Origin of the sequence: Amycolatopsis sp. Hca4 (genome assembly GCF_013364075.1) — a bacterium.
Lineage (GTDB): Bacteria > Actinomycetota > Actinomycetes > Mycobacteriales > Pseudonocardiaceae > Amycolatopsis.
On the sequence record NZ_CP054925.1, the window covers coordinates 3,917,586 to 3,943,505 of the forward strand.

Here is a 25,920-nt window from a genome sequence, read left to right on the forward strand (position 1 = left end):
TCATCGGTCGAACCACAGCAGGGAAGGACGCGGCGACGGACGAGCACCGCACCACCGGGGTGCTCGTCCGTCGCCGGGAACACCGTCAGAAGGACGGCTTGGGCAGCCGTCCGCCGGTGAACGCGGTCGACGACTGTGCGAGCGCACTGCGCGCTGCAGCGGCCGGAGCGCCCGAACCGTAGGCGTAGGTGACCCCGTCGCTGTCGCGGAAGGTCACCACCACGCCGCCGGCCGACAGAGCGGTGAAGGTGGGGTCCGTGGCGGACTGGTACGCCGCCCCGGTCCGGGAGTCCACCAGCCGCTGCCAGGTCTGGTAACCGGTGCTGCCCGGCGCCTTCTGCTCGGTCACGTAGACGTAGCCGTCGGTGCCGCGCACGGCCACGTGGACCACGCCGCCGCTGTCGGCCGCGGCCGCCGGCGAGCCCTGCGCGGTGACTCCCGCGAGCGGCTTCCACGTCCCGGTGAAGCCGGCCGCCTGCTCACGCTGGTTGACCACCACACCGTCCGGCTGGACGGCGAAGGCCTCGAGGTTCTGGTCGGGGTTCGCGGTGGCGGCGAGCTTGCCCGTCCACCCCGTGCCCGGCACCGGGATCCAGGCGCTCAGCGTGCCGTCGGTGTAGGTCGCCTTGGCGTAGGTGCCGGCCGTGGTCCTGCTGACGACGTCGATCCCGTCCGACTGGACGACGGCGGTCAGATCCGCGGTCAGTCCCGACGACGGCAGGACCCGCCAAGGCAGGTACTGCTTGCTCGCCGCGTCCTGCGGGCGGACCAGCAGCCGGCCCGAGGCGTCGACGGCGAACGCGGCACCGACGCCGGACCGCTGGACGAGCACGGCGGCTCCCGGCGTCCAGCCGCCGAAACCGCTCGCGGTGGTCCAGGTGACGGTGGCCGGGGCCTGGGTGCTCCGCCGGGTCTCGCTGTCCTGACCGAGGGCCGTCACCAGCAGGCTGTCATCGCTGAGCCGAAGCGCCCCCGGCGTGCCCGCGTACTGCTGGTAACCGGGCACGACGGCGAAGTCGACCACGGTGATGTCCGTGGAGCGCTGCCGCCCGTGGATGAGCCGGCCGAAGCCGTCCACGTAGAAGTGCTGCAGCTTACCGCCGGTGCCCTCGACGACGGCGCTCGGCGCGTCGGTGGAGGCCGGCACGGCCGGGCGTGAGGGCAGGCCGGGGTCGACCAATTTGCAGTCGTCCGTGGTGACGCTCAGCTGGTAGTCCGTGCCGATCGTGCCGACCACCTTGAAGGCCGTCCAGCTGCCGCCGCCCAGGTAGCGGTACCACCTGATCTGGCCATTGCTCTTGTCCAGCGCGTAGAGCACGTCACCGCCGGCCGAGGCCACCTGGGAGAAGATCTGCCAGCCGGCGCCGACCCGCGTCGCGTACTCGACCCACCGCTGGCTCGCCGGGTCGTACTGGAAGCGGTAGAGCTCCCCGGCGGGCGTGCGGGCGTAGAACACGCCGGCGCCCGCGCCGATGATCATGTCGTACTTTGTCAGGGTCCAGCCGGTGTCGAGCAGGCGGTCCGTCCAGGTCTTGGTCGCCTCGTCGTAGCGCACCCAGGCGAGGATGTTGTCGTGTGCCCAGTAGAAGTCGCCCGTCGAGTCGACGGAGATGCGATTGCGGCTCTGCGGCTGGGTCATGCCGAACCAGCCGGTGGCGATCTTCTGGCTGACGCCGCCGTTTTCCCAGCTCGTGGCCAGCCGTCGCTGACGCAGGACATCACCGTTGTCGAGGATGGAGTACATCCGGCCGTCCGGGCCGGCGAGCGTCTTGCCGCTCCACGTGTTGCCGATCGTCGCCCGTCCGGTCCAGGAGGCGGCGCCGGTCTCGGGTTCGTTGTGGCGGTCGAGGTCCAGGTGGGTGTCGGGGAGGGTGTAGAACACTCCCGCGCTGGCCCGGCAGGTGATCGTGTCGGCCGCGGCCGCCACGTTCGCGCCGGTCACACTCACGACCGCGCAGAGCGCGACGGTGAAAGCGCAGCCCAGCACGGCGGGTCTGCGAGCGGACGTTCTGGGCATGGATTTCCCCTCGTCGAAGAACGTGAAAGCGGTGGTGGGCAGCACGAACCGAGGTCCGCCGCGTCGAAAGGCGGGCCTCCGGTTGCCAGCTGGAATCCGAGCGGTCACGAAGACCGGGCTGCATTCCTCAGCGAGCGCTGCACCCTCCATGCCGCGCCAAGACGAGCTCACCCTCCCGCGAGCCGTTCGATCTTCACATCGACCCACTGACCAGGTCGTTACTTTTTCTTTTACAATTGGGCCATTCGGCCTACTTCTCACGATGGGTGGCTCTTGATCCGGCAGCCCGCCCGGACCGGTTCAGCCCACTCCCAGCTCCCCGCTCCGCCGGGAACGCACGGTTCGTCACCACCGTCCGCAACCTCACCCCAACGAGTTAATACCGAGATCGGCCGATTACATTGGCCGGGTTCAGCCGCAGGGTTCGTGAGGGGGTCGCGTGATGATGACGCACGACGAGTACCTGGCGACTCGGCGATTCCCCGCCCTCGACGGCGTCCGAGCCATCGCCGCCGTGCTCGTGATCGTCTACCACTTCGGCGGCCCCGACTGGGTGCGGGCCAACGGCTGGATCGGGGTGCACCTGTTCTTCGTGCTCTCCGGCTACCTCATCACCACGCTCGCGCTGCGCGAGGAAGCCCGTAACGGCCGCGTCTCGCTGGCGGAGTTCTACATCCGCCGTGCGTTCCGCATCATTCCCGTCTTCTACGTCGTGATGGGCGTGGTCGTCGTCTTCGCCTACTTCCGCGGCATGGGCCTGCGGCAGAGCGGCATCGTCGACAGCTTGCCGTGGAACGTCGTCTTCCTCGGCGAGTACCACCCCATGCCGCTCGTCGGCCAGGCTTGGACCCTCGGCGTCGAACAGAAATTCTACCTCGTGTGGCCGCTGCTCGCGTTCGGTTTCGGCGCGCTCGGTTTCGTCTAGCGCTTGAGCCTCTCGATCGCTCTCGTCCTCACGATGCTGGCCCTGATCCCGTTCGTGCAGTACGCGGGCGCCTACTCGCCGATCCTCATCGGCTGCACGCTGGCGATCGTGCTGCACCACCGCAAGGGGTTCGCCGCGCTCCGGGTGTTCACCCACCCGGTCGCCGGCCTGGTGGTCGCCGCCGCGCTCGTCGCGGTACAGACCATGTTCACCGAGATCGCCGCCTTCCTGCACGACGACGGCGGCTCGATCACCGGCACCGGATACATCCTGCTCGTCGCCCTGCTGCTGCCTTCCCTGGTTTCCGGCACCGGCCCGCTGGCTTGGCTGCTCTCGCGGCGGCCGATGCGGTTCGTCGGGGAACGGTCGTACTCGCTCTACCTCATGCAGAACATCGCCTCGGTGGTGGTCGCGGGGGCCATCCCGCAGTTCACGCAGGACCGCACACTCACCGCGGTCGCCGTGACGGTCGCCGGGTTGCTGGCCGCCGACCTGCTCTACCGCTGGGTCGAGGTTCCCATGATCGACGTCGGGCGCCGGATCATCGAGCGTCGCCGGGCGAAGAAAGCCGCCGCTGCGGACGAGCCTGCCCTCGCCGCGGCCTGACGCCACCCTGTTCGGTCAGGGCGGCACGCAACTCGTCACGCACGAAGTCCAGGGCGCTCCGCAAGCCATCCGGTCGGCACCGCGTCCGCTCGCGCTTAGCGCGAACAGAGCTCCGCCGCTGTCCGAGCCGGATCGCCGGCTCGCCGGGAATTGCCATTTCCGTCACCTCGGAGCCCAGCCTCGTCGAGCCGGTCGCCCCCCGCCGGCCCGGTCGCTTCGGCCGTCGCTCGTCCGAGAGCAGGTGATCGCGTGCCTTGGCCAGGTGTCGTTCCGCGGCCGGAGAAGGGAACGCCGGGAACAGTTCGGCGTGCGTGCAGAAGTGCTCCCAGCGCCGCATCGCGAAGGTGCGTTCGAGACCGGCTACCAGGCCCGCCGCCACGTCCGGCAGTTCCCGGAGCCGCACGACCTTCTCCGATGCCTCCAGTTTGCCGTCGTGCACGATCCCATCCAAGGGCGACCACGGTAGCGCCTCGCGAGCCAGCGCAGACGCCTCCGCGCCGGCCGCGGCCAGCAATTCCGCCAAGCGCTCGACGGTCGTCATGGTGCCCCCAACGGAAAAGCCGGGTGCCACCCGGCACCCGGCTTTCTCGCAAACCCGTCGTCAGCGTTCGCTCGACGGCGACACCAATTCGCTCGGCCCGCCGCTCGACTCCCCGGCCACCGCGGCCAGTTCCTCGCCGACGGACTCCCCGTCCTTCGGCCGCGCGTCCTTGGTCAGCAGTGACGCCACCGCGCCGATCAGGCAGACCACGATCGCGAAGCCGAACGCCACCGCCAACCCCGACTGGAACGGGCCCGAGATCAGGTTCGGGAAGAAGCTCCGGCCCGTCAGGAACGACGCCTGGTCCGGCGGCAGCGACGACAGCTGGCCACCGAGGAGCTGCTGGATCGGGTTGTAGCCCAGGAACGCCGCGAACAGCACCGCCACCGCCGGGAGGTTGGCGATCTGCGCCGCCGAAGAGGCCGGGACGCCGTGCTCGATCAGGCCCTGGCTCATCGTCGAGGGCAGGCTCGACGACAGGCCTGCGATGATCAAGCTGAAGAAGAAGCCGATCGACAGGACCATCGCCGCGTTCTGGAACGTCGTCATCATGCCCGCGCCCGAACCCCGGGCGTCGGCCGGGAGGCTGTTCATCACCTCGGCGCGGTTCGGGGAGGCGAACATGCCCATGCCGATGCCGTTGACCAGCAGGATCGCCGCGAACGCCCAGTAGTTGAAGTTCACCGGGAGCAGGATCAGCAGCAGGAACGTCACCGCCGTGATCAGCAGGCCGCCCGAGGCGAGGAACCGGCTGCCGATGCGGTCGGACAGGACGCCCGAAGCCGGCGCCGACAGCAGGAAGCCGATCGTCATCGGGAGCATGTAGATGCCCGCCCACAACGGCGTCTGCTCGAACGTGTAGCCGTGCTGCGGGAGCCAGATGCCCTGCAGCCAGATGATCAGGATGAACTGCAGCCCGCCGCGGCCGAGGGAGGCCGTCAGGTTGGCGACGTTGCCCCAGGTGAACGAGCGGATCCGGAACAGCGACAGCCGGAACAGCGGGTTGTCCACCTTCGATTCGATGACGACGAACGCCACCAGCACCGCGAGGCCGCCGATCAGGCAGCTGAGCACGAACGGGCTGCCCCAGCCGGTCGGGGACGAGCCGTACGGCTGGATGCCGTAGGTGATGCCGATCAGCACCGCGATCAGGCCGACGGCGAAGGTGATGTTGCCCCACCAGTCCATCCGCGCGTGCTTGCGGACGCCGGTGTCGTGCAGCTTGAGGTACGCCCAGACCGTGCCGATCACGCCGAACGGGACCGAGACGAGGAAGATCAGGTTCCAGTCGACCGGCGCGAGCACGCCGCCGACGACCAGGCCGAGGAACGAGCCGGCGATGGCCGCGACGCCGTTCATGCCGAGCGCCAGGCCGCGCTGGTTGGCCGGGAAGGCGTCGGTGAGGATGGCCGAGGAGTTCGCCATCAGGAAGGCACCGCCCACGCCCTGCACGATCCGCCAGCCGATCAGCCACAACGCGGCCGCGTCACCGTCGAACCAGGTGACGGCCAGCATGATGGAGGAAACGGTGAAGACGGCGAAGCCGAGGTTGTACATCCTCGCGCGGCCGTACATGTCGCCGAGCCTGCCGAAGCTCACCACAAGCACGGCGGTGACCACGAGGAAGCCCATGATCATCCACAGCAGGTAGCTCGTGTTGGCCGGTTCCAGGGGGTTGATGCCGATGCCCTTGAAGATGTCGGGCAGCGCGATCAGCACGATCGACGAGTTGATCGTGGCGATCAGCATGCCCAGCGTCGTGTTGGACAGCGCGATCCACTTGTACCGCGGCCCCAGTTCCGCGATCGAATACGTCCGGCGTTCCGCCACTGTGCAACCTCTCTGCTCGCAAGTCCCTTAGCTAGGCTAAGCAAGTTGCTTGCGTATGGCAACCAACAGGGCGAAATGCATGGGAGAGCATGATCACAGTCGCTTGACTGTCCTTTGAGGACCCTTTACTGAGCGGGTTGTGCACAAGGTGCAGCCGGAGGGCCTGGCTGTGGACAACTCCGGTGCGTGGGCCGGGAACTGTCGGTGCTTGCCGGTAGCGTTGAAATCGGGGGTCCCCCTCACGGCCGGGGGCTGTTCGGCAACGCTCGGGGCCGGTCGATCACGCCTGTTTCGTCGTCGACGCCGGCGAGAAGCCGGCCAGCGGGGACTGCTTCGGCGCAGGGCCCGGCTCGCGGCTGGTGCACACCGCGGAGCCGGGCTTCCGGCCCGTCAGTCGCACCAGCCCCAGCCACTGGCGGCGCCGGCGGTCGTGCCGCCGTCCCCGGCCCTGTCTCCGACCCAGCCCGCGTACTTGATGCACTGAGGCGCATACTCCCGCACGACGGCGTAGTACTTGAAGTTCCCGCGGTCGTAAAGGTTCTGGCTCGAGTCCTCGGAGTCCCGGTACAGCCCGGCGAAGGTGTCGGTGGCGACCCCGATGAAGGACCACTTGATGGTGACGACGCAGTTGTAGCCCCCGGACTTGTAGAGCAGGTAGACCCCACCCCACTCGCGTCTGTCGTCGGTCTTGGCCGGCAGCGAGGAGATGACCCGGTAACCGGCGCCGCAGACTCCGGTCGGGGTGTACGGGTTCGTGGCCGCTCCGGCGGGCGGCGCGGCCGTCAGGACGGCGGCAACACCCAGCAGGGCGACCAGGGCCCGGCGCAGAAACTTCATCGGAACTCCTCGTTTCGTCAGTTGCAGGACTCCACGCCCCACCACGCCCGCGGGTTGAGCTGCGTCACCCGACCGGCCTAAGCCCCGACGAGGCGCCCCAGTACGGCCACGCCCTCCTCGATCTCCGTCGCCGTCCGCGCCGCGTACCCCAGCACCAACCCGGGCCGTCCCGGGAGCTGCCGGTGCCACGACAGCGGCTGGACCTTCACCCCCTCCCCCAACGCGGCCGAAGCCACCTCCACGTCGTCCACGTCGAAGTCGAACGTCACCGTCAGGTGCAACCCGGCGGCCGCCCCGTGCACCACCGCCGAAGGCAGCGAGGCCGACAACGCCCGGATCATCGCGTCGCGACGACGCCGGTGGCGGGAACGGACCACCCGCAGCTGCCGCTCCAGCTCGCCCGTCTCCATCAGCCTCGCCAGGACCAGCTGCGCCAGCACCGCGTTCCCCAGGTCCGCGAACCGCTTCGCCGCCACGAGATCACCGAAGAACCTCGGCGGCGCCAGCAGCCAGCCCACCCGCAACGCCGGGGCCAGCAGCTTCGACACGCTGCCCGTGTAGCACACCTCCGGCAGCATCGACCGCAGCGCAAGCACCGGCGCCCGGTCGTAGCGGTGCTCGGCGTCGTAATCGTCCTCGAGCACGATGCCGCCGGACGACGCCCAGCGCAGCAGCTCCCGGCGCCGCGAGCCGCCCAGGACCACCCCCGTCGGGAACTGGTGGGCCGGGGTCAGCAGCACCGCCGGGGCCGCCAAGGCCGCGACCTGCACGCCGTCGTCGTCGACCGGGACCGGCGGGGTGGCCAAGCCGCAGTGCTGCAGGTGCTGGCGCGCCCCGAGCGACCCCGGGTCCTCGACCGCCACCGCGGGCACGCCGTGCTGCCGCAGCACCTGCCCCAGCAACGACAGCGCCTGCGCCACCCCGGCCACCACGATGATCTCGCCCGGGTCGACCCGGATCCCGCGGTTGCGGGCCAGCCAGCGCGACACCGCCAACCGCATCGACGGCGCTCCGCGCGGGTCGCCGTAGCCGAAGTGGGACGGCTCCAGCTCGTCCAGCACCGCCCGCTCCGCGCGCAGCCACGCCGCCCGCGGGAACGCCGTCAGGTCCGGGACGCCGGGTGTGAGGTCGATCCGGGCCGGCGCCGCGCGGACCGCGTCGAACACCTCCGCCCCGGGCAGGGGCGTGATCACCTTCGCCGGCGAAACGACGGCCGACGGGGACGGTGGCAGCACCGGCGCGGCGACGATGACCGTGCCCGCCCGGCCGCGGCCCGCGGCGTGGCCGTCGTCGATCAGCCGCTGGTAGGCCTCGGTCACCACGCCCCGGGACACCCGCAGTTCGGCCGCCAGCACCCGCGACGCCGGCAGCCGCCCGCCGACCGGGAGGCGGCCGTCCGCGACCGCCGCGCGCAGCTGCCCGGCGAGCCAGTCCGCGAGCCCGCCCGGCGGTGCCGACCGGATGTCCAGCTGGAGGAAGTCCGAGCCTATGGACTCCTCGGCGGACGACGTTTTGGCTCTGTCCATCGGGCCATTGTCGCAACACGCTGGGCTCATGGACACCGCTTACGTGCACGGATACACCCAGCCCGAAGCCCGCCGCCTCGGCGACCAGGCCGACACCCTCGCCGAGCTCCTGCACGCCGGAACCACCTACCCCGCCGGCAGCCGCGTGCTCGAAGCCGGCTGCGGCGTCGGCGCCCAGACCGTCCACCTCGCCGCCCGCAGCCCGGGCGCCCACCTGACCGCCGTCGACATCGAAGGAGCGTCGCTGGCCCAGGCGCGGCAGAAGGTGCCCGGCGTCGACTTCCGGCGGGCCGACCTGTTCGACCTCGACGGCGAGTACGACCACGTCTTCGTCTGCTTCGTCCTCGAGCACCTCCCCGACCCCGGCAAAGCCCTCGCGCACCTGAAGACGCTGCTGCGGCCGGGCGGCACGATCACCGTCATCGAGGGCGACCACGGATCGGCGTTCTTCCACCCGCGCAGCGAGGCCGCCCAGGACGCGATCGGCTGCCTGGTCCGGCTGCAGGCCGAAGCCGGCGGCGACGCGCTCCTCGGCCGCCGCCTCCACCCGCTGCTGACCGGCGCCGGGTTCGGTGACGTCGCCGTCGAACCGCGGACCGTCTACGCCGACGCCTCCCGGCCCGGCCTGGTAAGAGGGTTCACCCGCGACACCTTCACCGCGATGGTCGAAGGCGTCGGCGAGACCGCCGTCGCCCGCGGGCTGATCCCGCCGGACCGCTGGGACGAGGGGGTCGCGGACCTGCACCGGACCACCCGCGAAGACGGCTCCTTCTGCTACACGTTCTTCAAGGCCACCGGGAGCAGGCCGTGAAGCCGCGGCCGGCGGGCAGCAGCGACGTCGTCGACCGCGACCTCGAACGGCTCCGCAACGACCTGGCCACCCGCGAGCCCGATCACCGCGAGACGCGCTCCAAGGCCATCAGGTGGTTCCGCACCCGGGTCGCCCCGGGCACGCACTCCCCGGCGTAGCAGGAAAGCGCGCGCTCCCAGTGCGAGCGCGCGGCCTCCGGCTCACCGAGTCCACTGTGGACCTCACCGAGCCCGCAGTGGGCCCGGCCCTGTTCGGGACGGCAGCCTGTTTCCTTCGCCACGGCCAAGGCTGCGCGGTGGTACCGCAGCGCCTCCGACGCGGCGCCGCGGGCGGCGGACAGGCTGCCGAGGCTGTTCAGCACGCGGGATTCCACGCCGCGGTCACCGCATTCGCGGGCCAGGCTCAGCGCTTCGTCGAGGTGCTGGGCCGCCTCCGCGTGCCGCCCCTGCGCCAGCCGGACGTCACCCAGGTGCTTCAGCGAGATGCTGCGGTTGGGCGGGCTTCCGGTCTCCTGCGCGATCTCCAGCGCCCGCTCCAGGTGGACGGCGGCTTCGGCGTACCGGCCACGCGCGTGCTCGACGTCGCCGAGGATGCCCAGCGCGTACCCCTCGCTGACCCGGACCCCCATCGCGCGCAGGTGCGCCAGCCCCTCCTCGACGGCCTGGACCGCTTCGTCGTGCCGGCCCAGCGCCGACAGCGAGTCGCCCAGGTTGACCAGCGCGTACCCCTCGCTCGTGCGGTCGGCGGTCTCGCGGGCCAGTGCGAGCGCCTCTTCGAGGTGGCCGATTGCTTCGCCGTACCGGCCGATGCCGCGGCAGGAACAGCCGAGCACCACCAGGACCAGGCCTTCGCTGGTACGGTCGCCGGTCTTCCTGGCCAGCGCGAGGGCCTCGGTCGAGTACCGGATCCCGTCGGCGAACCGGCCCAGCGCGCGGCACACCAGCCCGAGGGTGTTGACCGAGTGGAGTTCGGTGCGCCAGTCCCCGGTCTCCCGGGCCAGGACGAGCGCCTCCTCCAGGTAGCGCAGCGCTTCCGGAGACCGGCCGACCCGCCAGTGGCCCAGCGCGATCAGGATGAGCGGCTCGGCCTCGGCCACCCGGTCGCCGACGTGGTGGGCCAGCGCCGACGCGTGCGTGTGCAGCACCAGCGCTTCCTCGTGGTAGCCGCCGACGTCGAGGTAGTGCCACAGGATCCCGGAGAGCAGGCGCAGGTGGTCCGGCCAGCCGTGGCGCGTCGCGTGCGCGGCGACGGCCAGGAGGTTGCGGCGCTCGGCCTCCAGCCACGCCTGCGCGTCGAGCACCTTGACCTCGGGCTCCGGCGCCCGCGGCCGCAGGTGCCGTTCCTGCGGCAGGACGACGTCCATCGCCTGCCCGGCCGAAGAGACGTAGAAGTCGAACAGCCGCTGCTGCGCCTCACGGCTTTCGACGGCGTCCCCGGCGGCGAGCTCGGCGGCGTAGACGCGCAGCAGGTCGTGCAGCTGGACGCGGTCGTCGCCGGTCTGCTGCACGAGGTGGGCGCGCACCAGGGTGCCGGCCAGCCGTTCCGCCTCCGGCAGCGGGACGCCGGCCAGCGCGGCCAGCGCGGGCGGCGTCAGGTCGCGGCCCGGGTGCAGGCCGCACAGCCGGAACACGCGGGCCGCGTCGGGCGCCAGGTTGCGGTAGGACCAGGAGAACACCGCGCGGACCGCGGTGAGCGGGTCGCCGCCGCCGTCGAGCAGGTCGAGCCGCCGCCGTTCGTCGGCCAGTTCGCCGGCGAGCGCGGCCAGCCGCTCCCCCGGCCGGCTCAGCGCCAGCTCCGCGACCAGCCGCAGCGCCAGCGGCAGCCGGGCCGCGTACCCGATCAGCGCCGCGGTGGCTTCGGGCTCGGCGTCGACGCGCGCGCCGAGCAGCGCCCGCAGCAGGTCACGGGCTTCGGCTTCGGTGAGCAGGTCGACGAGCACGCGGCGGGCGCCGTGCCGGGCGATCAGCCCGGGCAGCGCGTCCCGGCTGGTCACCAGGACCAGGCAGGACGGCGAGCCGGGCAGCAGCGGGCGGACCTGCCCGACCGAGTTCGCGTTGTCGAGCACCAGCAGCATCCGCCGCCCGGTGAGCGCGGTGCGGAACTTCGCGGCGCGCTCGTCCGGCTCGGCGGGGATGTCCGCGCCGGCGACGCCGAGGGCGCGCAGGAACCCGGACAGCGCGTCGCCCGGGTCCACCGGCCGGACCGTGCCGTAGCCGTGCAGGTCGAGGTAGAGCTGGCCGTCCGGGAACTCCTCCGGCGAGCGCTGCGCCCAGTGGACCGCGAGCGCGGTCTTGCCGACCCCGCCGGTGCCGGAGAGGACGGCGATGCGCGCGCCGGTGTCGCCTTCGTCGCGGTGCAGCAGCGCGTCCAGCTCGGCCAGCTGGGCGGCCCGGCCGCGGAAGCCGGGGACGTCGGCGGGCAGCTGCGCGGGCACCCGGGCGGGCGGCTCCGGCACGGCGAAGTCCTGCCGCAGCACCTGCTGGTGGGCGGCCCGCAGCTCGTGGCCCGGTTCCAGGCCCAGCTCGTCGGCGAGCCGCCGGCGCACCTCGGCGAAGACGTCCAGCGCGGCGGCCTGGCGCCCGGACGCGGCGAGCGCCAGCACCAGCTTCGCGTGCGCGGACTCGTTCAGCGGCTCCTCCGCGGTCAGCACCCGCAGCTGCACCGCCGCGTCTTCGGGAGCGGCGACCCCGGCGTAGGCCAGCACGGCCTTGGCGCGCCGCATCGCCAGCGCGAGCCGGGCGGGGTGCTGACGCAGCCGTTCGACGTCGGCGAGCGCCGGGCCGCGCCAGAGCCCGAGCGCCTCCTTGAGGGCGTCCCGTTCGAGGAGGGCCTCGAAGCGCAGCAGGTCGAGCTCGTCCTCGCCGGCGACGAGCCGGTAGCCGCCCTTGTCCGTGACGATCAGCTCGGCCGGCCGCAGCGCCCGCCGCAGCCGCGCCACATAGGTGTGGAGCAGCTCCTGGCACGTCGGCGGCGGCTCGTCCCAGATGACGTCGACGAGGTCCTCGCGCCGGACCGTCCGGTTCGGCTGCAGGGCCAGCAGCGCGAGCAGCAGGCGCTGCTTTTCGGCGCCGATCTCCACCGGTTCGGTGCCGCGGGTGACCGTCAGCGGGCCCAGTACGCCGAGCCGCACGGGCTCCGGCGGGGCTTCGGCAAGGGCTTCCCGCAGCTTGCGGGCCGTCTCCGGCCGGGGCCGCCGGACGCTGCCGAGTTCGGCGTTGCGCACCGCGCGCAGGCTCAGGCCCGCACGCTCGGCGAGCTGGGCCTGGGTGAGCCCGGCGAGCACACGCCGGTCCCGCAGCCATCCGGCGAACGACAGGCCTTCGTCCACAGGCGTCCTCTCCCTGCGTCCCCCGAGCGGAACGTACCTCTCCAGCATCACGATCGTGCCGCCCGAGATGTACCACCGATCGGCGAAGATAACCGTTTCCGCAGGTACGGACCGTGACGACGGCGGCAGGCGCGGGTACAGGCGCTCGTCCACCGCGCTTTCCTAGGCTTTTCGCGTCCGGTGGTGGCGAGGGGTTCGCGGAGCAGCCGTCGAGTGGGGTACGACGGCTGCACCCGCTCCCTTCACACGCCGAAGCGCTCGAGCAACGCCCGCACCGCGGCCGGGTCCTCGACGTGGGCGTTGTGCCCGAGACCGGCGAGCGTGACGGCGTCGGGATCGAGGGCGCGCAACTGCTCCGGACGGCTCATCGGGTCGTTCTCGCCCGCGGCGAGCACCACCGGGCAGCGCGCCCCGGCCAGCAGGGCCGGCATGTCCGGGGCACCGAGGCCGAACGCGGCCGGGTCCATCGCGAGGCGCCAACCTCCCTCGGTCTCGCGAAGCCCGGCCGGATCGGCGGGAGCGATCCCGAGCAGCCCGGACACCTTCAGGTACGCCTGCTCGGCGTCTTCCCGGGTCGCGAACACCCGCGGCGGCTTGGCCGCGAACGAGGCCGCGCGGTTCAGGTCGTCCTGGCTCCACTCGACCTTCACGCCGACGGCCAGCACGCCGGCGACCTCGACGTCGTGGCGGTCGGACGCCAGCTCCAGCGCGAGCACCCCGCCGAGCGAGTGGCCGGCGACGATCAGCGGCCCGCCGTCCGGCAGCGCCCGCGCGACCGCTTCGGCGAGCGTGGCGAAGCTGTAGTGCGGCAATGGTGCGGACGGGCCGTGGCCGGGCAGGTCGGGCACCAGGACGCGCCGGTCGACCTGGACGGCGAAGTGGTTCCAGACGGCGCCGGTCGCGCCGAGGCCGTGCAGGAGGAGGACGGCCGGTTCGCCCTTGCCGCCGATGCGCATGTTGAGCGTGTCCATCCGCGCAGCCTCCCAAATTGTCGGTGGCCGCGGCTAGGGTCGGGCCCGTGACGATCACCGATCCGGAGACCTACGTGCGCGGGGTCCCGTACGACGAGCTGGCGCGGCTGCGGCGCGCCGGCCCGGTGGTGCGCGTCGACGATTTCTGGGCGGTGCTGGGCCATGCCGAGGTCCGGCGGGTGCTGCGCGAGCCGTCGGTGTTCTCGTCCCAGCTGGGCGGGACGCAGATCCGGGACGCGGCCGACCTCGCGTACGTGCGCCGGATGATGCTGAACATGGACCCGCCGGAGCACGGACGGCTGCGCGGGCTCCTCACGAAGGCGTTCACCCCGCGCGCGATCGCGAAGCTCACTTCGCAGATCGAAAGCTGGGCGCGGGAACTCGTTCTTGCCGTCGCCGGCGACGGCGAGTGCGACTTCGCGCAGCTGGCCGCCGACCTGCCGCTGCGCACCCTGGCCGGGGTGTTCGGCGTGCCGGAGGAGGACCGGCGGCTGATGTACGACTGGAGCAACCGCGTGATCGGCTACCAGGACGCCGAGTACGCGGTGAGCGCGACGGTCTCCCCGGCCGAGGTGAGCGACCTCGCCCGGGCCGCGCTCGCCGTCCGGCCGTCGCCGGGGCCGGACGGGTCGATGCCGGACCCGCGGACGCGGGCGGGCATGCCGGATCTCTACGCGTACGCGAACGCGCTGGGCGAGTACAAGCGCGAACACCCGGGCGACGACGTGATGAGCAACCTGATGCGGCACGTCGGCGCCGACGGCGGCCGCGTCTCACTCGCCGAGTTCGAGAACCTGTTCTGGCTGTTCTCCGTGGCCGGCAACGAAACCCTCCGCAACGGCCTGCCCGGCGGGCTGCTCGCGCTGATCTCCCACCCCGCGGAATACCGCCGGTTGCTGGCCGACCGGTCACTGCTGCCCTCGGCGGTCGAGGAGATGCTGCGGTTCTGGACGCCCGTCATGCACTTCCGGCGCACGGCGGTGTCCGACGTCCGGTTGTCCGATGTGGACATCCGAGCCGGGGAGAAGGTGGTGGTCTGGTTCTCCTCGGCCAACCGGGATCCCGCGGTGTTCCCCGATCCGGACACCTTCGACATCGGCCGGACGCCGAACGACCACCTCACCTTCGGCCACGGCCCGCACTTCTGCCTCGGTGCGCACCTGGCCCGGGTGCAGCTGCGGGCCATGTTCGAGGCGGTGCTCGACCGGCTCGGGTTCGTGGAGCTCGCGGGCGAGCCGGTCCGCCTGCGGTCGAACTTCCAGAACGGCCTCAAGTCGCTGCCGATCCGGTGGGGCCGCTGATGGAGATCCGGGAGCTGAAGGCGTTCGTCGCGGTCGTCGAGGCGGGCGCGATGTCGAAGGCGGCGCGGCAGCTGCACGTGAGCCAGCCGGCGCTGTCCCAGACGATCACGGCCCTCGAACGGCGGCTCGGCGTCCGGCTGCTGGTGCGCACCAGCACCGGTGTCCAGGTCACCGAGGCCGGGACGACGCTGCTCGGCGAAGCCCGGGCCGTCCTGGCGCGCCACGACCAGGCCCTTTCCGCGATGGCCCGGCACACCGCGGCCGGCGGCGGGGTGCTGCGCGTCGGCGTCCCCCTGGAGCTGCCGCCGGACCTGCTGCCCGCGGCGCTCGCGCGGCTGCCGGACGTGCGGGTGCAGGCCCGGCACCTGTCGTCGGTGGCGCAGGTGGCCGCGTTGCGGGCCGGCGAGCTGGACGTCGGTCTGGTGCGGGAGCGCCCGGCCGGAGCCGACCTGGACGCGGCGCTGGTGGTGACCGAGGACGTCGGTGTCCTGCTGGCCGCGGACGTCGCGGAGAAGCTGGGCTCGCCGGTGCGGCTGGAGCGCCTGGCCGGGCTGGAGTGGTTCGCGTTCCCGCGGGCGGGCAGCCCGGCCTGGTACGACGAGCTGGCGGCGATCCTGCGCAGCCACGGCCTCGACGTCGGCCCGGACGTGCCGGAGGAGCAGCGGCTGATCGTCGAGCTCAAGATCCCGGCGGTCAGCGCGGGCGCGGCGTACGCGTTCGCGCCGCCGGAGTGGCCGTACCCGCTGCCGGACACGGTCCGGTGGGTGCCGCTGGCCGGCAACCCGATCGTCCGGCGGACCTGGGCGGTGTGGCCGGCGGCGTCGCGCCGGCGTGACATCGCGGAGTTCGTCGCGGCGCTGGAAGACCATCAGCACGGCGGATCGGAGGTATAAGGAGGGCCGAACCCGGTTCCGGAAGCCTTCTCCGGGCGATCTCGCTTGAACCCTTCGACCGAGAACGCGAAGGAGTTTGAGCGATGACTGCAGAACTGTCCGGATCGACGGCACTGGTGACCGGCGGGACGAGCGGGATCGGCCGCGCGACGGCGGTCGCGCTGGCCGGGCTGGGCGCCCACGTGGTGCTGTCGGGCCGGGACGCCGGCCGCGGCGCCGACGTCGTCGCGGCGATCCGCGCGGCGGGCGGCAAGGCCGACTTCGTCGCGGCGGACCTTGTGGACGCCGCGTCGGCGCGCGCCCTCGCGGACCGGGCGCGGGAGCTGGGCGGGCCGATCGACGTGCTGGTCAACAACGCCGGCATCTTCCCGACCGGGCCGACCGCGGAGTTCCCGGAGGCGGATTTCGACGCGGTCTTCACGACGAACGTGAAGGTGCCGTTCTACCTGGTCGCCGAGCTGGGACCGGAGATGGCGGCACGCGGACACGGCGCAATCGTGAACGTGTCGACGATCGTGGCGCTCCGCGGCATGGCGGGCATGGCGGTCTACGGCGCCTCGAAGGCAGCGGTGGAACTGATGACGAAGGCGTGGGCGGCCGAGTACGGGCCGTCCGGCGTCCGGGTCAACGCGGTGAGTCCCGGCCCGACCCGCACGGAGGGCACAGCGGCCTTCGGCGACGGCCTGGACGAGCTGGCAGCGGCAGGCCCGGCCGGCCGAGTGGCCTCCCCGGAGGAGATCGCGGCGGCGATCACGTTCCTGGCCACGGGCGACGCGAGCTTCATCCAGGGTGCGGTGCTGCCGGTGGACGGGGGCCGGCTGGCGGTGTGAGCCCGCTCGGGACGGCGTCACTTCAGGAAAGTGACGCCGTTCCGGGGTCGCTCGTCCACCGTCAGCGCGAACACGTCCGGCCGCGCGTAGTGCCCCGAGAGGTGCTGGCCCGGCACTACAAGCTGAACAACGTCGTGCCCGCCGCGGAACGGGTCCTCGCCCGAGGTCTCGTACGGGCACGCCGAAACCACGAAACACCGGCCCTCGTCCGCGATGTGGCGCATCGACGCCTGCCAGACGTCGCGGTCGTCCGCCGTCGGGGCGCACCAGATCTCGACGCCCTTCGCGTACATCGCCGCCCGCAGCAGCGGCATGTGGTTCTCCCAGCAGATCGCCGCGCCGGCCAGGCCCGCCGCCGTCGGGACCGCCGGGAGCGTCGAGCCGTCGCCGCGGCCCCAGAACAGGCGTTCACGCGCCGTCGGGACGAGCTTGCGGTGCTTGGCGACCAGCCCGGATTCCGGATCGAGGAACACGACCGTGCTGTACAACGTCGAGCCGTCGCGCTCGATGACGCCGACGACCAAGGTTGCGCCGGTCCGGGCGGCGAGCTCGGCCAGCTCCGTCGTCTCCGGGCCCGGCACCGTCACCGCGGCGTGGAAGTACTCGGGGAACGGCGTACGGCCCGGGTAGCCGCCGAGCACCGCCTCCGGCAGGACGACCAAGCCGGCGCCGCGGATCTCGTCCTCGAACGCCAGGATCCGGTCGAGCGGGACACCCGTCGCGATCTGCAGCGCGGCGACGACCGTCATCCGCGGGCCGGCCACGGCACGACCGCCGACGTGCGCCGCTGGTAGTCCGCGTACTCCGGGTACCGGGACTTCGTGATGCTCTCCGTGAAGCGCGTCGAGCCGACGAACAGCAGCGTCAGCAGGACCGCGCCGACGACCGTCCACTGCAGACCGCCGGCCACCACGCCGAACGCGGCGATCGCCCACCACTGCGCCTGCTCGAAGAAGAAGTTCGGGTGCCGCGAGTAGCGGAACAGCCCGGCCTGCAGGAACCGCGTCGGCGCGAGGCCCGCGTGCTTCTCGCGGTGGAACGCCCACTGCTGCTGGTCGGCGACGGTTTCCCCGGCCAGGAACGCGAGGAACACCACCGCGACGACGACGTCCGCGACCCCGAAGCCGCCGGGGTGCTCCAGCGCGGTGAGCGCGGGCAGCGTGATGAGCAGCAGGATCACGTTCTGGTAGAGCGAGATGAAGAAGAAGTTGAACAGCTGGAACTGCCACGGCGCCATCCGCTCGCGCAGCACCGCCCACCGGTAGTCCTCGCCGCCGGGCGCGTAACCACCCTTCCGGGCGAAGTTGAACGTCAGCCGCGCGCCCCACAGCGCGACCAGCGCGAACATGACGTCGAGCCGCGCGTCGGCGAAGCCCGCCGCCCCGGCGAAGATCCCCGCGTAGGCCACCGGCACGATCGACCAGATCCGGTCGACCCAGGAGTACTCCCTGGTCAGCACCGAGACCAGCCAGGTGCCGAGCGTCACCCCGGCGAAGACGTACAGGCACACCCGCAGCGCGTCCATGTGCTCACTTTAGGACCTAGGATCGACGGCGTGCCGTACTCGTTCCTCAGCCATCTCGAGTGCTCGCGGACCGGCGAACGCGTGGACGCCGACGCGGTCCAGGGCCTCTCGCCGGCCGGCGCGCCGCTGCTGGCGCGCTACGACCTCGACGGCGTCCGCGAAGCCGTGACGCCGAAGGAGATCGCCGGGCGGGAGCCGACGCTGTGGCGCTACCACGAGGTGCTGCCCGTGCGCGCGGCCGAGCACGTCGTCAGCCTCGGCGAGGGCATGACCCCGTTGCTGCGGCTGCCGCGCTACGGCCGTGAGCTGGGGCTTTCGCGCCTGTGGATGAAGGACGAAGGCCTGGTCCCGACCGGCACCTTCAAGGCGCGCGGTGCCGCGGTCGGCGTCTCGCGGGCGGCCGAGCTGGGCGTGCGCGGGATCGCGATGCCGACGAACGGCAACGCCGGCGCGGCGTGGGCGTTGTACGCGGCGCGGGCGGGGCTGTCGAGCCTGGTCGCGATGCCCGACGACGCCCCGGCGATCACCATGCGCGAGTGCGTCGCGGCGGGAGCCGAGCTGTACCGGGTGGACGGTCTCATCGGCGACGCGGGCAAGCTCGTCGCCGCGGCGGCCGGGCGGCGGCCGGGCGTGCAGGACGTCTCGACGCTGAAGGAGCCGTACCGCATCGAGGGCAAGAAGACGATGGGGTACGAGATCGCCGAGCAGTTCGGCTGGCGGCTGCCCGACGTCATCCTGTACCCGACCGGCGGCGGCGTCGGCATCATCGGGATCCACAAGGCGCTGCTGGAAATGCGTGAACTGGGCTGGATTTCCGGTCCGCTGCCGCGGCTGGTCGCGGTCCAGGCTGCCGGGTGCGCGCCGATCGTCACGGCGTTTTCGCGTGGGGAGCGGGAAAGCACGCCGTTCCCGGACGCGCGGACGGTCGCCTTCGGCATCACCGTCCCCAAGGCACTGGGCGACTTCCTCGTGCTCGACGCGGTGTACTCGACCGGCGGCACGGCCATCGCCGTCACCGACGAGGAACTGCTGGCGGCGCAACGGGAACTGGCTTCGCACGAGGGCACCTTCGTCTGCCCGGAAGGCGGCGCGTGCTTCGCCGCGCTGAGGCACCTCCGCGAGTCGGGGTGGCTCGAGGGCGGCGAGGACGTCGTCGTGCTCAACACCGGCGCCGGGATCAAGTACCCGGAGACGGTGCCCCTGGACGTGCCGCTCCTGGCCACGACCGACGAGATTCCTTAAAGGACCGAGCGCACCGTTTCGGGATCGCGGGCGACGACCGTCGTACCGTCGTCGGCGGTGATGATCGGGCGCTGGATCAGCTTCGGGTGCTCGGCGAGCGCCTTGATCCACTTCGGCCGGTCCTCCGGCGTGCGGCCCCAGGCCTTGAGGCCGAGTTCCTTCGCGACGGGCTCGGCGGTGCGCGTGATGTCCCACGGTTCGAGGCCGAGGCGCTCGAGGACGGCCTCGAGTTCGGTCGCCGTCGGCGGGTCCTCGAGGTAGCGGCGCACGGTGTAGTCCGCGCCGGCCTCGTCGAGCAGCGACACCGCGGACCGGCACTTCGCGCACGCCGGGTTGATCCAGATCTCCACGGCACGTAGCTTACCGCCTTGGTTTTGGAGCACGTGCTCTGTTACGGTCGTCGCATGCCCCGCCCCCGCGTCCACGACCTCGACGCGCTCCTCGACGTCGCCGAGCGGCTCGTCGCCTCCTCGACGGAGGTGACGGTCCGTGGCCTGGCGGCGGCCGCGGGCGTCCCGAACGGGACGATCTACCACGCGTTCGGGTCCCTGAACGCGTTGCGGGCCCAGGTGTGGCTACGCGCCGCAACGGCGTTCCTCGACCTCCAGACGTCCCTCGTGGACCAGGCGTCTTCCCCGGTGGAGGCCGTAGTCGCGGCGGCCGACGCTCCCGCCGCGTTCGCTTCGGTCCGTCCCGACGGCGCGCGCATGCTGCTCAAGGTGCGGGGCGACCGGCTGTTCGGGCCGGAGCTGCCCGACGAGCTGGCGGAAGCGCTGCACGCGGTGGACAAACGCCTGGTCGCACTGCTGGTCCGGTTGGCCGGGCAGCTGTGGGACCGCGGCGACGGGCCCGCCGTCGAGGTGATCACGACGTGCGTCGTCGACCTGCCGACGGCGTTCTTCCGGCATGACATCACCGATCCACTGGTGCGGGAGAGGCTGGCCGCCGCGGTGCGGGCCGTGCTGACCGTGCCCCCTCGAGAAAAGGACCGACCGTGACCGTTTCCGTGCTCGACCTGGGCGACGACGAAAACCGGTTCTCCCCGGACTGGCTGCAGCGCGTTCACTCCTTTTTGGACGGAGTCGAGGGCGCCCTGGTGACCACCGGCGGCGGCAAGTTCTATTCGAACGGCTTGGACCTCGAATGGCTGACGGCGCACGGAGACCGCGCGGCGGAGTACGTGGCGGAGGTCCAGGAGCTGCTCGCGCGGGTGCTGACGCTGCCGGTCCCGACGATCGCGGCGGTCAACGGCCACGCGTTCGGCGCGGGAGCGATGCTGGCGATGGCCCACGACTTCCGCGTGATGCGCGGCGACCGGGGGTATTTCTGCTTCCCGGAGGCGGACATCAACATCCCGTTCACCCCGGGCATGGCGGCGCTGATCCAGGCGAAGCTGACACCGTCGGCGGCGATCGCCTCGATGACGACGGGACGGCGCTTCGGCGGCCCGGAGGCGGCGGAGATCGGGTTGGTCGACGAGGTCGCGGCCGAGGGCGAAGTGGTGAAGGTGGCGACGGAACGGGTGCGGGAGCTGACGGGCAAGGACCGCGGGACGCTGGGAGCGATCAAGGCGACGATGTTCGCACCGGCCGTGGCGGCGTTGCGCGCGGCGGGGTAGGCCTCCGGCCCCCGGTATCCAGCTTACCGGGGGCCACCGACAGTTTCTTACTGCTGCCCGGTCACCTCGGCCAACCGGCCCCGCAGGTGAACCCGCTCCGGCTCGGTTCCCGCCGACGCCAACGCCTCCCGATACGCCACCGCCGCCTCCTCGGCCCGCCCCAGCCGGGACAGCAGATCGCCACGGGCCGCCGGATACGGGCTGTACCCCCGCAACCGCGGCTCCTCCGCCAGCCCCTCCAGCAACTCCAGCCCCGCCTCCGGCCCATCCCGCATCGCCACCGCCACCGCGCGGTTCAGCTCCACCACCGGTGACGGCGCCAGGCCGCGCAGCACGTCGTACAACGCCACGATCTGCGGCCAGTCCGTGCTCGCCACGTCCGCGGCCTCGTCGTGCAACGCCGCGATCGCCGCCTGGACTCCGTACCGGCCCGGTGGGCCGCCCGTCAACGCGGTCGCCACCAACGCCGTCCCCTCCTCGATCATCGCCCGGTCCCAGCGGCTTCGGTCCTGGTCGTCGAGGAGCACCAGGTCGCCGTCCGGGCCCGTCCGGGCGTCGCGGCGGGCGTGGATCAGCAGCAGCAGCGCCAGCAGGCCCGCCACCTCGCGCTCCTCCGGCAGCAAGCGCCGCAGGATGCGGGCCAGGCGGATCGCCTCCTCCGCCAGGTCGAGCCGCTGCAGGTCCGGGCCCGCGCTCGCCGCGTAGCCCTCGGTGAAGATCGAATAGATCACCTGGAGCACGCCCGGCAACCGGCCGGGCAGTTCGCGAGCGTCCGGGACGCGGAACGGGATCCGCAGCGTGCGGATCCGGTTCTTCGCCCGCACGATCCGCTTGCCCATCGTCGCGCTCGGCACCAGGAACGCCCGGGCCACCTCCGGAGTCGTCAGCCCGGCGAGGCAGCGCAACGTCAGCGCCGCGCGGTCCTCCGCCGGCAGCGCCGGGTGGGCGCAGGTGAAGAACAGCTGGAGCCGCTCGTCCGGGAGACCGCCGTCGGAAGGCGGGGCGGGCGCCGCGCGCTCGGCCTCGACCTGCAGCACCGCGAGCCGGGCCGCGTAGGCCTGGTCGCGGCGCAGGCGGTCGACCGCCTTGCGCCGGGCCGTTGTCATCAGCCAGGCGCCCGGCTTCGGCGGGACGCCCTCGGCCGGCCAGTGCACCAGCGCCGCCTCGATCGCTTCCGACGTCACCTCCTCGGCCAGGTCCAGGTCGCCGAAACGCCGGACGAGCGCGGCCAGCAGCAGCCCGCGCTCCTCCCGGAACACCGCCTCGACCGACGCCTCCGCCCGCCCCGCCACGAGCCGTCAGCCTTCGTAGCCGGCGAGCGGCCGCACCACGATCGACCCGCCGTCCCGCGAGCCAGGGCAGCGCGCCGCCCAGTCCAGCGCCACGTCGAAGTCCGGCACGTCGATGACGAAGTAGCCGCCGAGCACCTCCCGCGACTCGGCGAACGGGCCGTCGGTGACCAGCCGCTCGCCGTGCTCGCCGACCCGGACCGTCGCGGCGGTGGTGAAGTCGGCGAGCGAGTCGCCGCCGACGTACACCCCGGCCTCCTTGAGGGACTTGTCGAACAGCATCCAGTCCTCGGGCGTGCTGCAGCCGGTCGGCGCGCCGTCGGCGTCGAGGGCGGCGTTGATCAGCATCAGGTACTTCACGGTTCCTCCAGTGGCTCGGTTGCCGTACGCCACCACCACGAACGGCGGACGGCCCGTTGGACAGGCGCGCCCATGTCATGTTTCACGCCCGGAAGCCACGGTCCTTCAGCCGCTTGATCCGGTCGACGTGGGCCGGGTGCCCGGCCAGCAGCCGCGCCCACATCCGCCGCTCGTCCCCGCCACCGGCCCGGATCCACTCCCGGAACAGCGTGATCAGCTCCGGCCCGTAGCCCAGCCGCGCCGCCACCAGGTCGGCCCGGTACTCGCCGAGCCGTTTCGACCAGGCGAGCACCGGGCCGAGCAGGGGCGCCAGCAGCAGCCACGGGTCCAGGAACGCCAGCGCGGTGAGGACGCCGAGCGTGAGCAGCACGGTGACGAGCACGGCGACCGACCGCCCGAAGGCCGCGAACGCGCGCCCGACGTACGGGACGGCCAGCGCGAGCAGCCGGACCAGCCGGGTCAGCAACCGGGCCGGCAGCTCGAGCCACCAGACGTACAGCGAGATCCGGGTGTGCCCGGCCAGGTGGTGGCCGAGCTCGTGCGCCAGGATCGCCTCCAGGCTCGGCGGCGGCAGCTCGAGGGCCGTCGGCGTGACGGCGACGGTCCGGCCGCCGGCGGCGAAGGCGTTGAGCTCACGGGACCGGTCGACCCACAGCCGGTACCGGTCACCGTCGACCTCGGCGGCGGCGCAGACGGCCTGCCAGCTCGGCGTCAGCTTCGCGAGCTCCCGCGTGGTCGGCTGCCGCATGCCGAAGGTCAGTGGCAGCAGGAAGTGCTCGAAGGCGGGCATGAAGGTGATCCCGCCGAGCAGCACCCAGCCGGCGGGGAAGACCCAGTAGTAACCGGGCCAGACGAGCTTCCCGGCCAGGCCGAGCACGAACAGGCTGCTGGCGACGACGGGCACCGCCAGCACGACGGCGAGCACGGCGGACAGGTCGGGCCGGGACCGGTCTCCGTTCACCCCCGCGCTCCCCCGCTGCGTCAGTGGAAGGCGGCCGCGTGGGCCTCGGCCCATTCGGTGAACGTCCGGGCCGGCCGCCCGGTCACCTCCGGCACCGTCGGGTACACCGTCGCCTCGTCCAGCGTCCCCTCGACGTAGAAGTTCCAGAACGCGTCGACGTACTCCCGCGGCATTCCCGCTTCGAGCTCCTCCCGCGTCTGTTCGTTCGACAACTCCACGCAGTGCAGATCCCGGCCCAGCACCGAAGCCAGCACGGACACCTGCTCGGCCGGCCGCATCGCCACCGGCCCGGTCAGCTCGTGAACCACGCCTTCGTGCCCGCCCGCCAGTGCGAGGGCCGCCACGGCCGCGATGTCGGCCGGGTCGATGCAGGCCACCGGGACGTCCGGGAACTGGACGCGGACCGTGTCGCCCGCCTGCAGCTGCGGCAGCCAGCGCAGGGCGTTCGACATGAACGCGCGCGGTCGCAGGAACGTCCAGTCCAGGCCCGATTCCCGCACCGCGCGCTCGGACAGCGTCATGTAGCGGGAGACGGCGTTGTCCAGGTCCGCCAGGGCCGCCGAGCCGCCGGACAGCAGCACGATCCGCCGGACCCCCGCCTCCCGCAGCAGGCCGGAGATGTCCTCGTACCCGGACAACAGGAAGACACCCTCGACGCCCTCGAGCGCGTCGGTGAGGCTGCCGGGCGTATTGAGATCGCCCACCGCGGCCTCGACGCCGTCCGGGAGGGTGACGTCCGGCCGGCGGACCAGCGCCCGGACCGGGGCGCCCGCCGCCGCGAGGGCCGCGACCACTTCCGCGCCGACGTTGCCGGTGGCGCCGGTGACCAGGAACATCCAACCCCCCACAGAGTCGCTGCCCGGCCAGCCTAGCGCCACCGGACGTCGTCAGTCCTGCGTCGGCAGGTCCTCGAACTCGACGACCTGGCGGACCTCCACCTCGATGTCCTGGTCGAACAGCTCGACGTACCGCTTGGCGAACTCGACGGCCTCCGCCCGGTCCGCCGCGTGGATCAGCGCGAACCCGCCGATGACCTCCTTGGCCTCGGCGAACGGCCCGTCGGTCACGCGGATGGCGGCGCCGCGCGCCTTGCGGATCAGCGAGCCCTTCTCCGTCGGGTGCACGCCCTCCGCCGTGATCAGGATGCCCTTCTCGGCCGCTTCCTGGATGAACCCGCCCATCTGCGCGATGAACTCCTGGCTGGGGTTCCACGACTTCGGGTCGTGCTCGTCGACCCGGTGCATCATGAGAAACCGCATGGTGTGCTCCCTGGTGTTCCTTCGGCCGGGGTCCGGTGCGTTCCCGGACGCGGTGACCGGCCTTCACCCCCGCGTCGATCGCACCGGCAGGCGGTTCGACATTTCCCCGGGGAGATTTTTCGGGCAGAGTACCTGTGACCTGCATCACTGGAGGAAGGCGCCCGATGACCGTCCTGCTCGCGATCGGCACGCGCAAGGGTCTGTGGCTGGCGACCAGCACGGACGACCGGGCCACCTGGGAAGTCACCGGCCCGCACCACCCGATGACCGAGGTGTACGCGGTCGGCATCGACACGCGCCGCGCCACGCCGCGGCTGCTGGCCGGGATCACCAGCGAGCACTTCGGGCCGAGCGTCGCCACCAGCGACGACCTGGGCGCGACCTGGGACGAGCCCGACCACGCCCCGATCGCCTTCCCGGCCGACACCGGCGAGTCCCTGGCCAGGGCGTGGCAGCTCGTGCCGGGCCCGGCGAGCGAACCGGACGTCGTCTACGCCGGCACCGAGCCGTCCGCCCTGTTCCGCTCCACCGACGGCGGCCGCACCTACGAGCTCGTCCGCGGCCTGTGGGACCACCCGCACCGCGAACACTGGACGCCCGGGGGCGGCGGCAAGGCCATCCACACCGTGCTGCCGCACCCCACCGACCCCGCCCGCGTCACCGTGGCGATGTCCACCGGCGGCGTCTACCGCACCGAGGACGGCGGCGCGTCGTGGGCGCCGGGCAACACCGGCATCAAGGCGGTCCACGTGCCCGACCCCTACCCCGAATACGGCCAGTGCGTGCACAAGGTCGCGCGGCACCCGGCCGCGCCGGACCGCCTGTTCGCGCAGGTCCACCACGGCGTCTACCGCAGTGACGACGCCGGCGCGTCCTGGCAGTCGATCGCCGACGGCCTGCCCAGCGACTTCGGCTTCCCGGTGATCGTCCACCCGGACCGGCCCGAGGTGATCTACACGTTCCCGCTGGTCGCCGACGCCATGCGGTTCCCGCCGGAGGGCCGGTGCCGGGTGTACCGCAGCGAGGACGCCGGCAAGTCGTGGGAAGCGCTGGGGCCGGGCCTGCCGGACGGCTACTGGGCCGGCGTCCTGCGGGACGCGATGTGCACCGACGACGCCGACCCGGCGGGCGTCTACTTCGGCTCGCGGACCGGCGACGTCTACGCCAGCCGCGACGACGGCGACAGCTGGCGGCTCGTCGCGGCGCACCTGCCCGACGTGCTGAGCGTCCGCGCCGCGAGGGTGTGAGCC

General features: G+C 72.3%; 23 protein-coding genes and 1 pseudogene. 9 read left to right on the forward strand and 15 right to left on the reverse strand.

Features of this window, described 5'->3' with window-relative positions; genetic code table 11:
* Window positions 1-85: 85 nt before the first annotated feature.
* Complete coding sequence (locus HUT10_RS16895; protein ID WP_176172091.1) at window positions 86-2,017, reverse strand: tachylectin-related carbohydrate-binding protein; 1,932 nt, start codon at window positions 2,015-2,017, stop codon at window positions 86-88.
* Window positions 2,018-2,462: 445 nt separating this feature from the next.
* On the opposite strand from HUT10_RS16895, the pseudogene HUT10_RS52225 reads away from it, so the two are divergent.
* A pseudogene (locus HUT10_RS52225) lies at window positions 2,463-3,548 on the forward strand (acyltransferase family protein).
* Here the strand turns inward: HUT10_RS52225 and HUT10_RS16905 are convergent.
* The 4 genes from HUT10_RS16905 to HUT10_RS16920 all read right to left on the reverse strand — a co-directional run bounded on the left by HUT10_RS16905 (window position 3,484) and on the right by HUT10_RS16920 (window position 8,282).
* Window positions 3,484-4,089 carry a hypothetical protein gene (locus HUT10_RS16905; protein ID WP_176172092.1) on the reverse strand — a complete coding sequence of 202 codons (606 nt, stop codon included), beginning with the start codon at window positions 4,087-4,089 and terminating at the stop codon, window positions 3,484-3,486. The pseudogene HUT10_RS52225 and the gene HUT10_RS16905 sit on opposite strands and share 65 nt — an antisense overlap.
* A gap of 60 nt (window positions 4,090-4,149) precedes the next feature.
* The gene (locus tag HUT10_RS16910; protein WP_176172093.1) at window positions 4,150-5,919 is read right to left on the reverse strand and encodes an MFS transporter; all 1,770 of its coding nucleotides are present in this window, start codon (window positions 5,917-5,919) and stop codon (window positions 4,150-4,152) included.
* Window positions 5,920-6,309: 390 nt separating this feature from the next.
* A complete protein-coding gene (locus HUT10_RS16915) occupies window positions 6,310-6,756 on the reverse strand; it encodes a hypothetical protein (RefSeq protein WP_176172094.1) in 447 nt (148 codons plus the stop codon).
* A gap of 77 nt (window positions 6,757-6,833) precedes the next feature.
* Window positions 6,834-8,282, reverse strand: coding sequence for a PLP-dependent aminotransferase family protein (locus HUT10_RS16920; protein WP_176172095.1), 1,449 nt, complete (start codon window positions 8,280-8,282; stop codon window positions 6,834-6,836).
* A 28-nt stretch (window positions 8,283-8,310) separates the two neighbouring features.
* Here HUT10_RS16920 and HUT10_RS16925 point away from each other — a divergent pair, with 28 nt between their 5' ends.
* Window positions 8,311-9,093, forward strand: a complete 783-nt coding sequence (locus HUT10_RS16925; protein ID WP_176172096.1) for a methyltransferase — start codon at window positions 8,311-8,313, stop codon at window positions 9,091-9,093.
* Between the two features lie 82 nt (window positions 9,094-9,175).
* On the opposite strand, the gene HUT10_RS16930 is transcribed toward HUT10_RS16925, so the two are convergent.
* Both HUT10_RS16930 and HUT10_RS16935 read right to left on the reverse strand, forming a co-directional pair.
* Window positions 9,176-12,421: a tetratricopeptide repeat protein gene (locus HUT10_RS16930; protein WP_176172097.1), complete on the reverse strand. Its 3,246-nt coding sequence runs from the start codon at window positions 12,419-12,421 to the stop codon at window positions 9,176-9,178.
* Window positions 12,422-12,663: 242 nt separating this feature from the next.
* Entirely contained in the window at window positions 12,664-13,392 is a 729-nt protein-coding gene (locus HUT10_RS16935; RefSeq protein WP_176172098.1) for an alpha/beta fold hydrolase, read from the reverse strand.
* A gap of 47 nt (window positions 13,393-13,439) precedes the next feature.
* On the opposite strand from HUT10_RS16935, the gene HUT10_RS16940 reads away from it, so the two are divergent.
* From HUT10_RS16940 to HUT10_RS16950, 3 genes are all read left to right on the forward strand, one after another.
* Window positions 13,440-14,693, forward strand: coding sequence for a cytochrome P450 (locus HUT10_RS16940; RefSeq protein ID WP_176172099.1), 1,254 nt, complete (start codon window positions 13,440-13,442; stop codon window positions 14,691-14,693).
* Window positions 14,693-15,586 carry a LysR family transcriptional regulator gene (locus HUT10_RS16945; RefSeq protein WP_254896908.1) on the forward strand — a complete coding sequence of 298 codons (894 nt, stop codon included), beginning with the start codon at window positions 14,693-14,695 and terminating at the stop codon, window positions 15,584-15,586. Before HUT10_RS16940 ends, HUT10_RS16945 begins: the two co-directional genes overlap by 1 nt.
* Window positions 15,587-15,669: 83 nt before the next feature.
* Window positions 15,670-16,416: an SDR family NAD(P)-dependent oxidoreductase gene (locus HUT10_RS16950; RefSeq protein WP_176172101.1), complete on the forward strand. Its 747-nt coding sequence runs from the start codon at window positions 15,670-15,672 to the stop codon at window positions 16,414-16,416.
* A 17-nt stretch (window positions 16,417-16,433) separates the two neighbouring features.
* Here the strand turns inward: HUT10_RS16950 and HUT10_RS16955 are convergent, their stop codons facing one another.
* Both HUT10_RS16955 and HUT10_RS16960 read right to left on the reverse strand, forming a co-directional pair.
* Window positions 16,434-17,180, reverse strand: a complete 747-nt coding sequence (locus HUT10_RS16955) for a nitrilase-related carbon-nitrogen hydrolase (protein WP_217709619.1) — start codon at window positions 17,178-17,180, stop codon at window positions 16,434-16,436.
* A complete protein-coding gene (locus tag HUT10_RS16960; RefSeq protein ID WP_176172102.1) occupies window positions 17,162-17,941 on the reverse strand; it encodes a DUF1295 domain-containing protein in 780 nt (259 codons plus the stop codon). Before HUT10_RS16960 ends, HUT10_RS16955 begins: the two co-directional genes overlap by 19 nt.
* Window positions 17,942-17,971: 30 nt before the next feature.
* Here HUT10_RS16960 and HUT10_RS16965 point away from each other — a divergent pair, with 30 nt between their 5' ends.
* Window positions 17,972-19,183 carry a threonine synthase gene (locus tag HUT10_RS16965; protein ID WP_176172103.1) on the forward strand — a complete coding sequence of 404 codons (1,212 nt, stop codon included), beginning with the start codon at window positions 17,972-17,974 and terminating at the stop codon, window positions 19,181-19,183.
* Here HUT10_RS16965 and HUT10_RS16970 read toward each other — a convergent pair.
* Entirely contained in the window at window positions 19,180-19,533 is a 354-nt protein-coding gene (locus tag HUT10_RS16970) for an arsenate reductase family protein (protein WP_176172104.1), read from the reverse strand. The two genes, HUT10_RS16965 and HUT10_RS16970, sit on opposite strands and share 4 nt — an antisense overlap.
* Before the next feature lie 54 nt (window positions 19,534-19,587).
* Between HUT10_RS16970 and HUT10_RS16975 the strand changes: the two genes are divergently transcribed.
* Both HUT10_RS16975 and HUT10_RS16980 read left to right on the forward strand, forming a co-directional pair.
* Window positions 19,588-20,181 carry a TetR/AcrR family transcriptional regulator gene (locus tag HUT10_RS16975; protein ID WP_176172105.1) on the forward strand — a complete coding sequence of 198 codons (594 nt, stop codon included), beginning with the start codon at window positions 19,588-19,590 and terminating at the stop codon, window positions 20,179-20,181.
* Window positions 20,178-20,801 carry an enoyl-CoA hydratase/isomerase family protein gene (locus HUT10_RS16980; RefSeq protein ID WP_176172106.1) on the forward strand — a complete coding sequence of 208 codons (624 nt, stop codon included), beginning with the start codon at window positions 20,178-20,180 and terminating at the stop codon, window positions 20,799-20,801. Before HUT10_RS16975 ends, HUT10_RS16980 begins: the two co-directional genes overlap by 4 nt.
* Before the next feature lie 47 nt (window positions 20,802-20,848).
* Here the strand turns inward: HUT10_RS16980 and HUT10_RS16985 are convergent, their stop codons facing one another.
* The 5 genes from HUT10_RS16985 to HUT10_RS17005 all read right to left on the reverse strand — a co-directional run bounded on the left by HUT10_RS16985 (window position 20,849) and on the right by HUT10_RS17005 (window position 24,670).
* Window positions 20,849-22,093 (reverse strand): RNA polymerase sigma factor, encoded by a 1,245-nt coding sequence (locus tag HUT10_RS16985; RefSeq protein ID WP_176172107.1) that lies wholly within the window; start codon window positions 22,091-22,093, stop codon window positions 20,849-20,851.
* Between the two features lie 6 nt (window positions 22,094-22,099).
* Window positions 22,100-22,450, reverse strand: a complete 351-nt coding sequence (locus tag HUT10_RS16990) for a YciI family protein (protein ID WP_176172108.1) — start codon at window positions 22,448-22,450, stop codon at window positions 22,100-22,102.
* Between the two features lie 82 nt (window positions 22,451-22,532).
* Window positions 22,533-23,411, reverse strand: a complete 879-nt coding sequence (locus HUT10_RS16995; RefSeq protein ID WP_176172109.1) for a M48 family metalloprotease — start codon at window positions 23,409-23,411, stop codon at window positions 22,533-22,535.
* 20 nt (window positions 23,412-23,431) lie between these two features.
* Window positions 23,432-24,247: an NAD(P)H-binding protein gene (locus tag HUT10_RS17000; protein ID WP_176172110.1), complete on the reverse strand. Its 816-nt coding sequence runs from the start codon at window positions 24,245-24,247 to the stop codon at window positions 23,432-23,434.
* A 51-nt stretch (window positions 24,248-24,298) separates the two neighbouring features.
* Entirely contained in the window at window positions 24,299-24,670 is a 372-nt protein-coding gene (locus HUT10_RS17005) for a YciI family protein (RefSeq protein WP_176172111.1), read from the reverse strand.
* A 164-nt stretch (window positions 24,671-24,834) separates the two neighbouring features.
* Here HUT10_RS17005 and HUT10_RS17010 point away from each other — a divergent pair, with 164 nt between their 5' ends.
* The gene (locus tag HUT10_RS17010; RefSeq protein ID WP_176172112.1) at window positions 24,835-25,917 is read left to right on the forward strand and encodes an exo-alpha-sialidase; all 1,083 of its coding nucleotides are present in this window, start codon (window positions 24,835-24,837) and stop codon (window positions 25,915-25,917) included.
* Window positions 25,918-25,920: the final 3 nt, after the last annotated feature.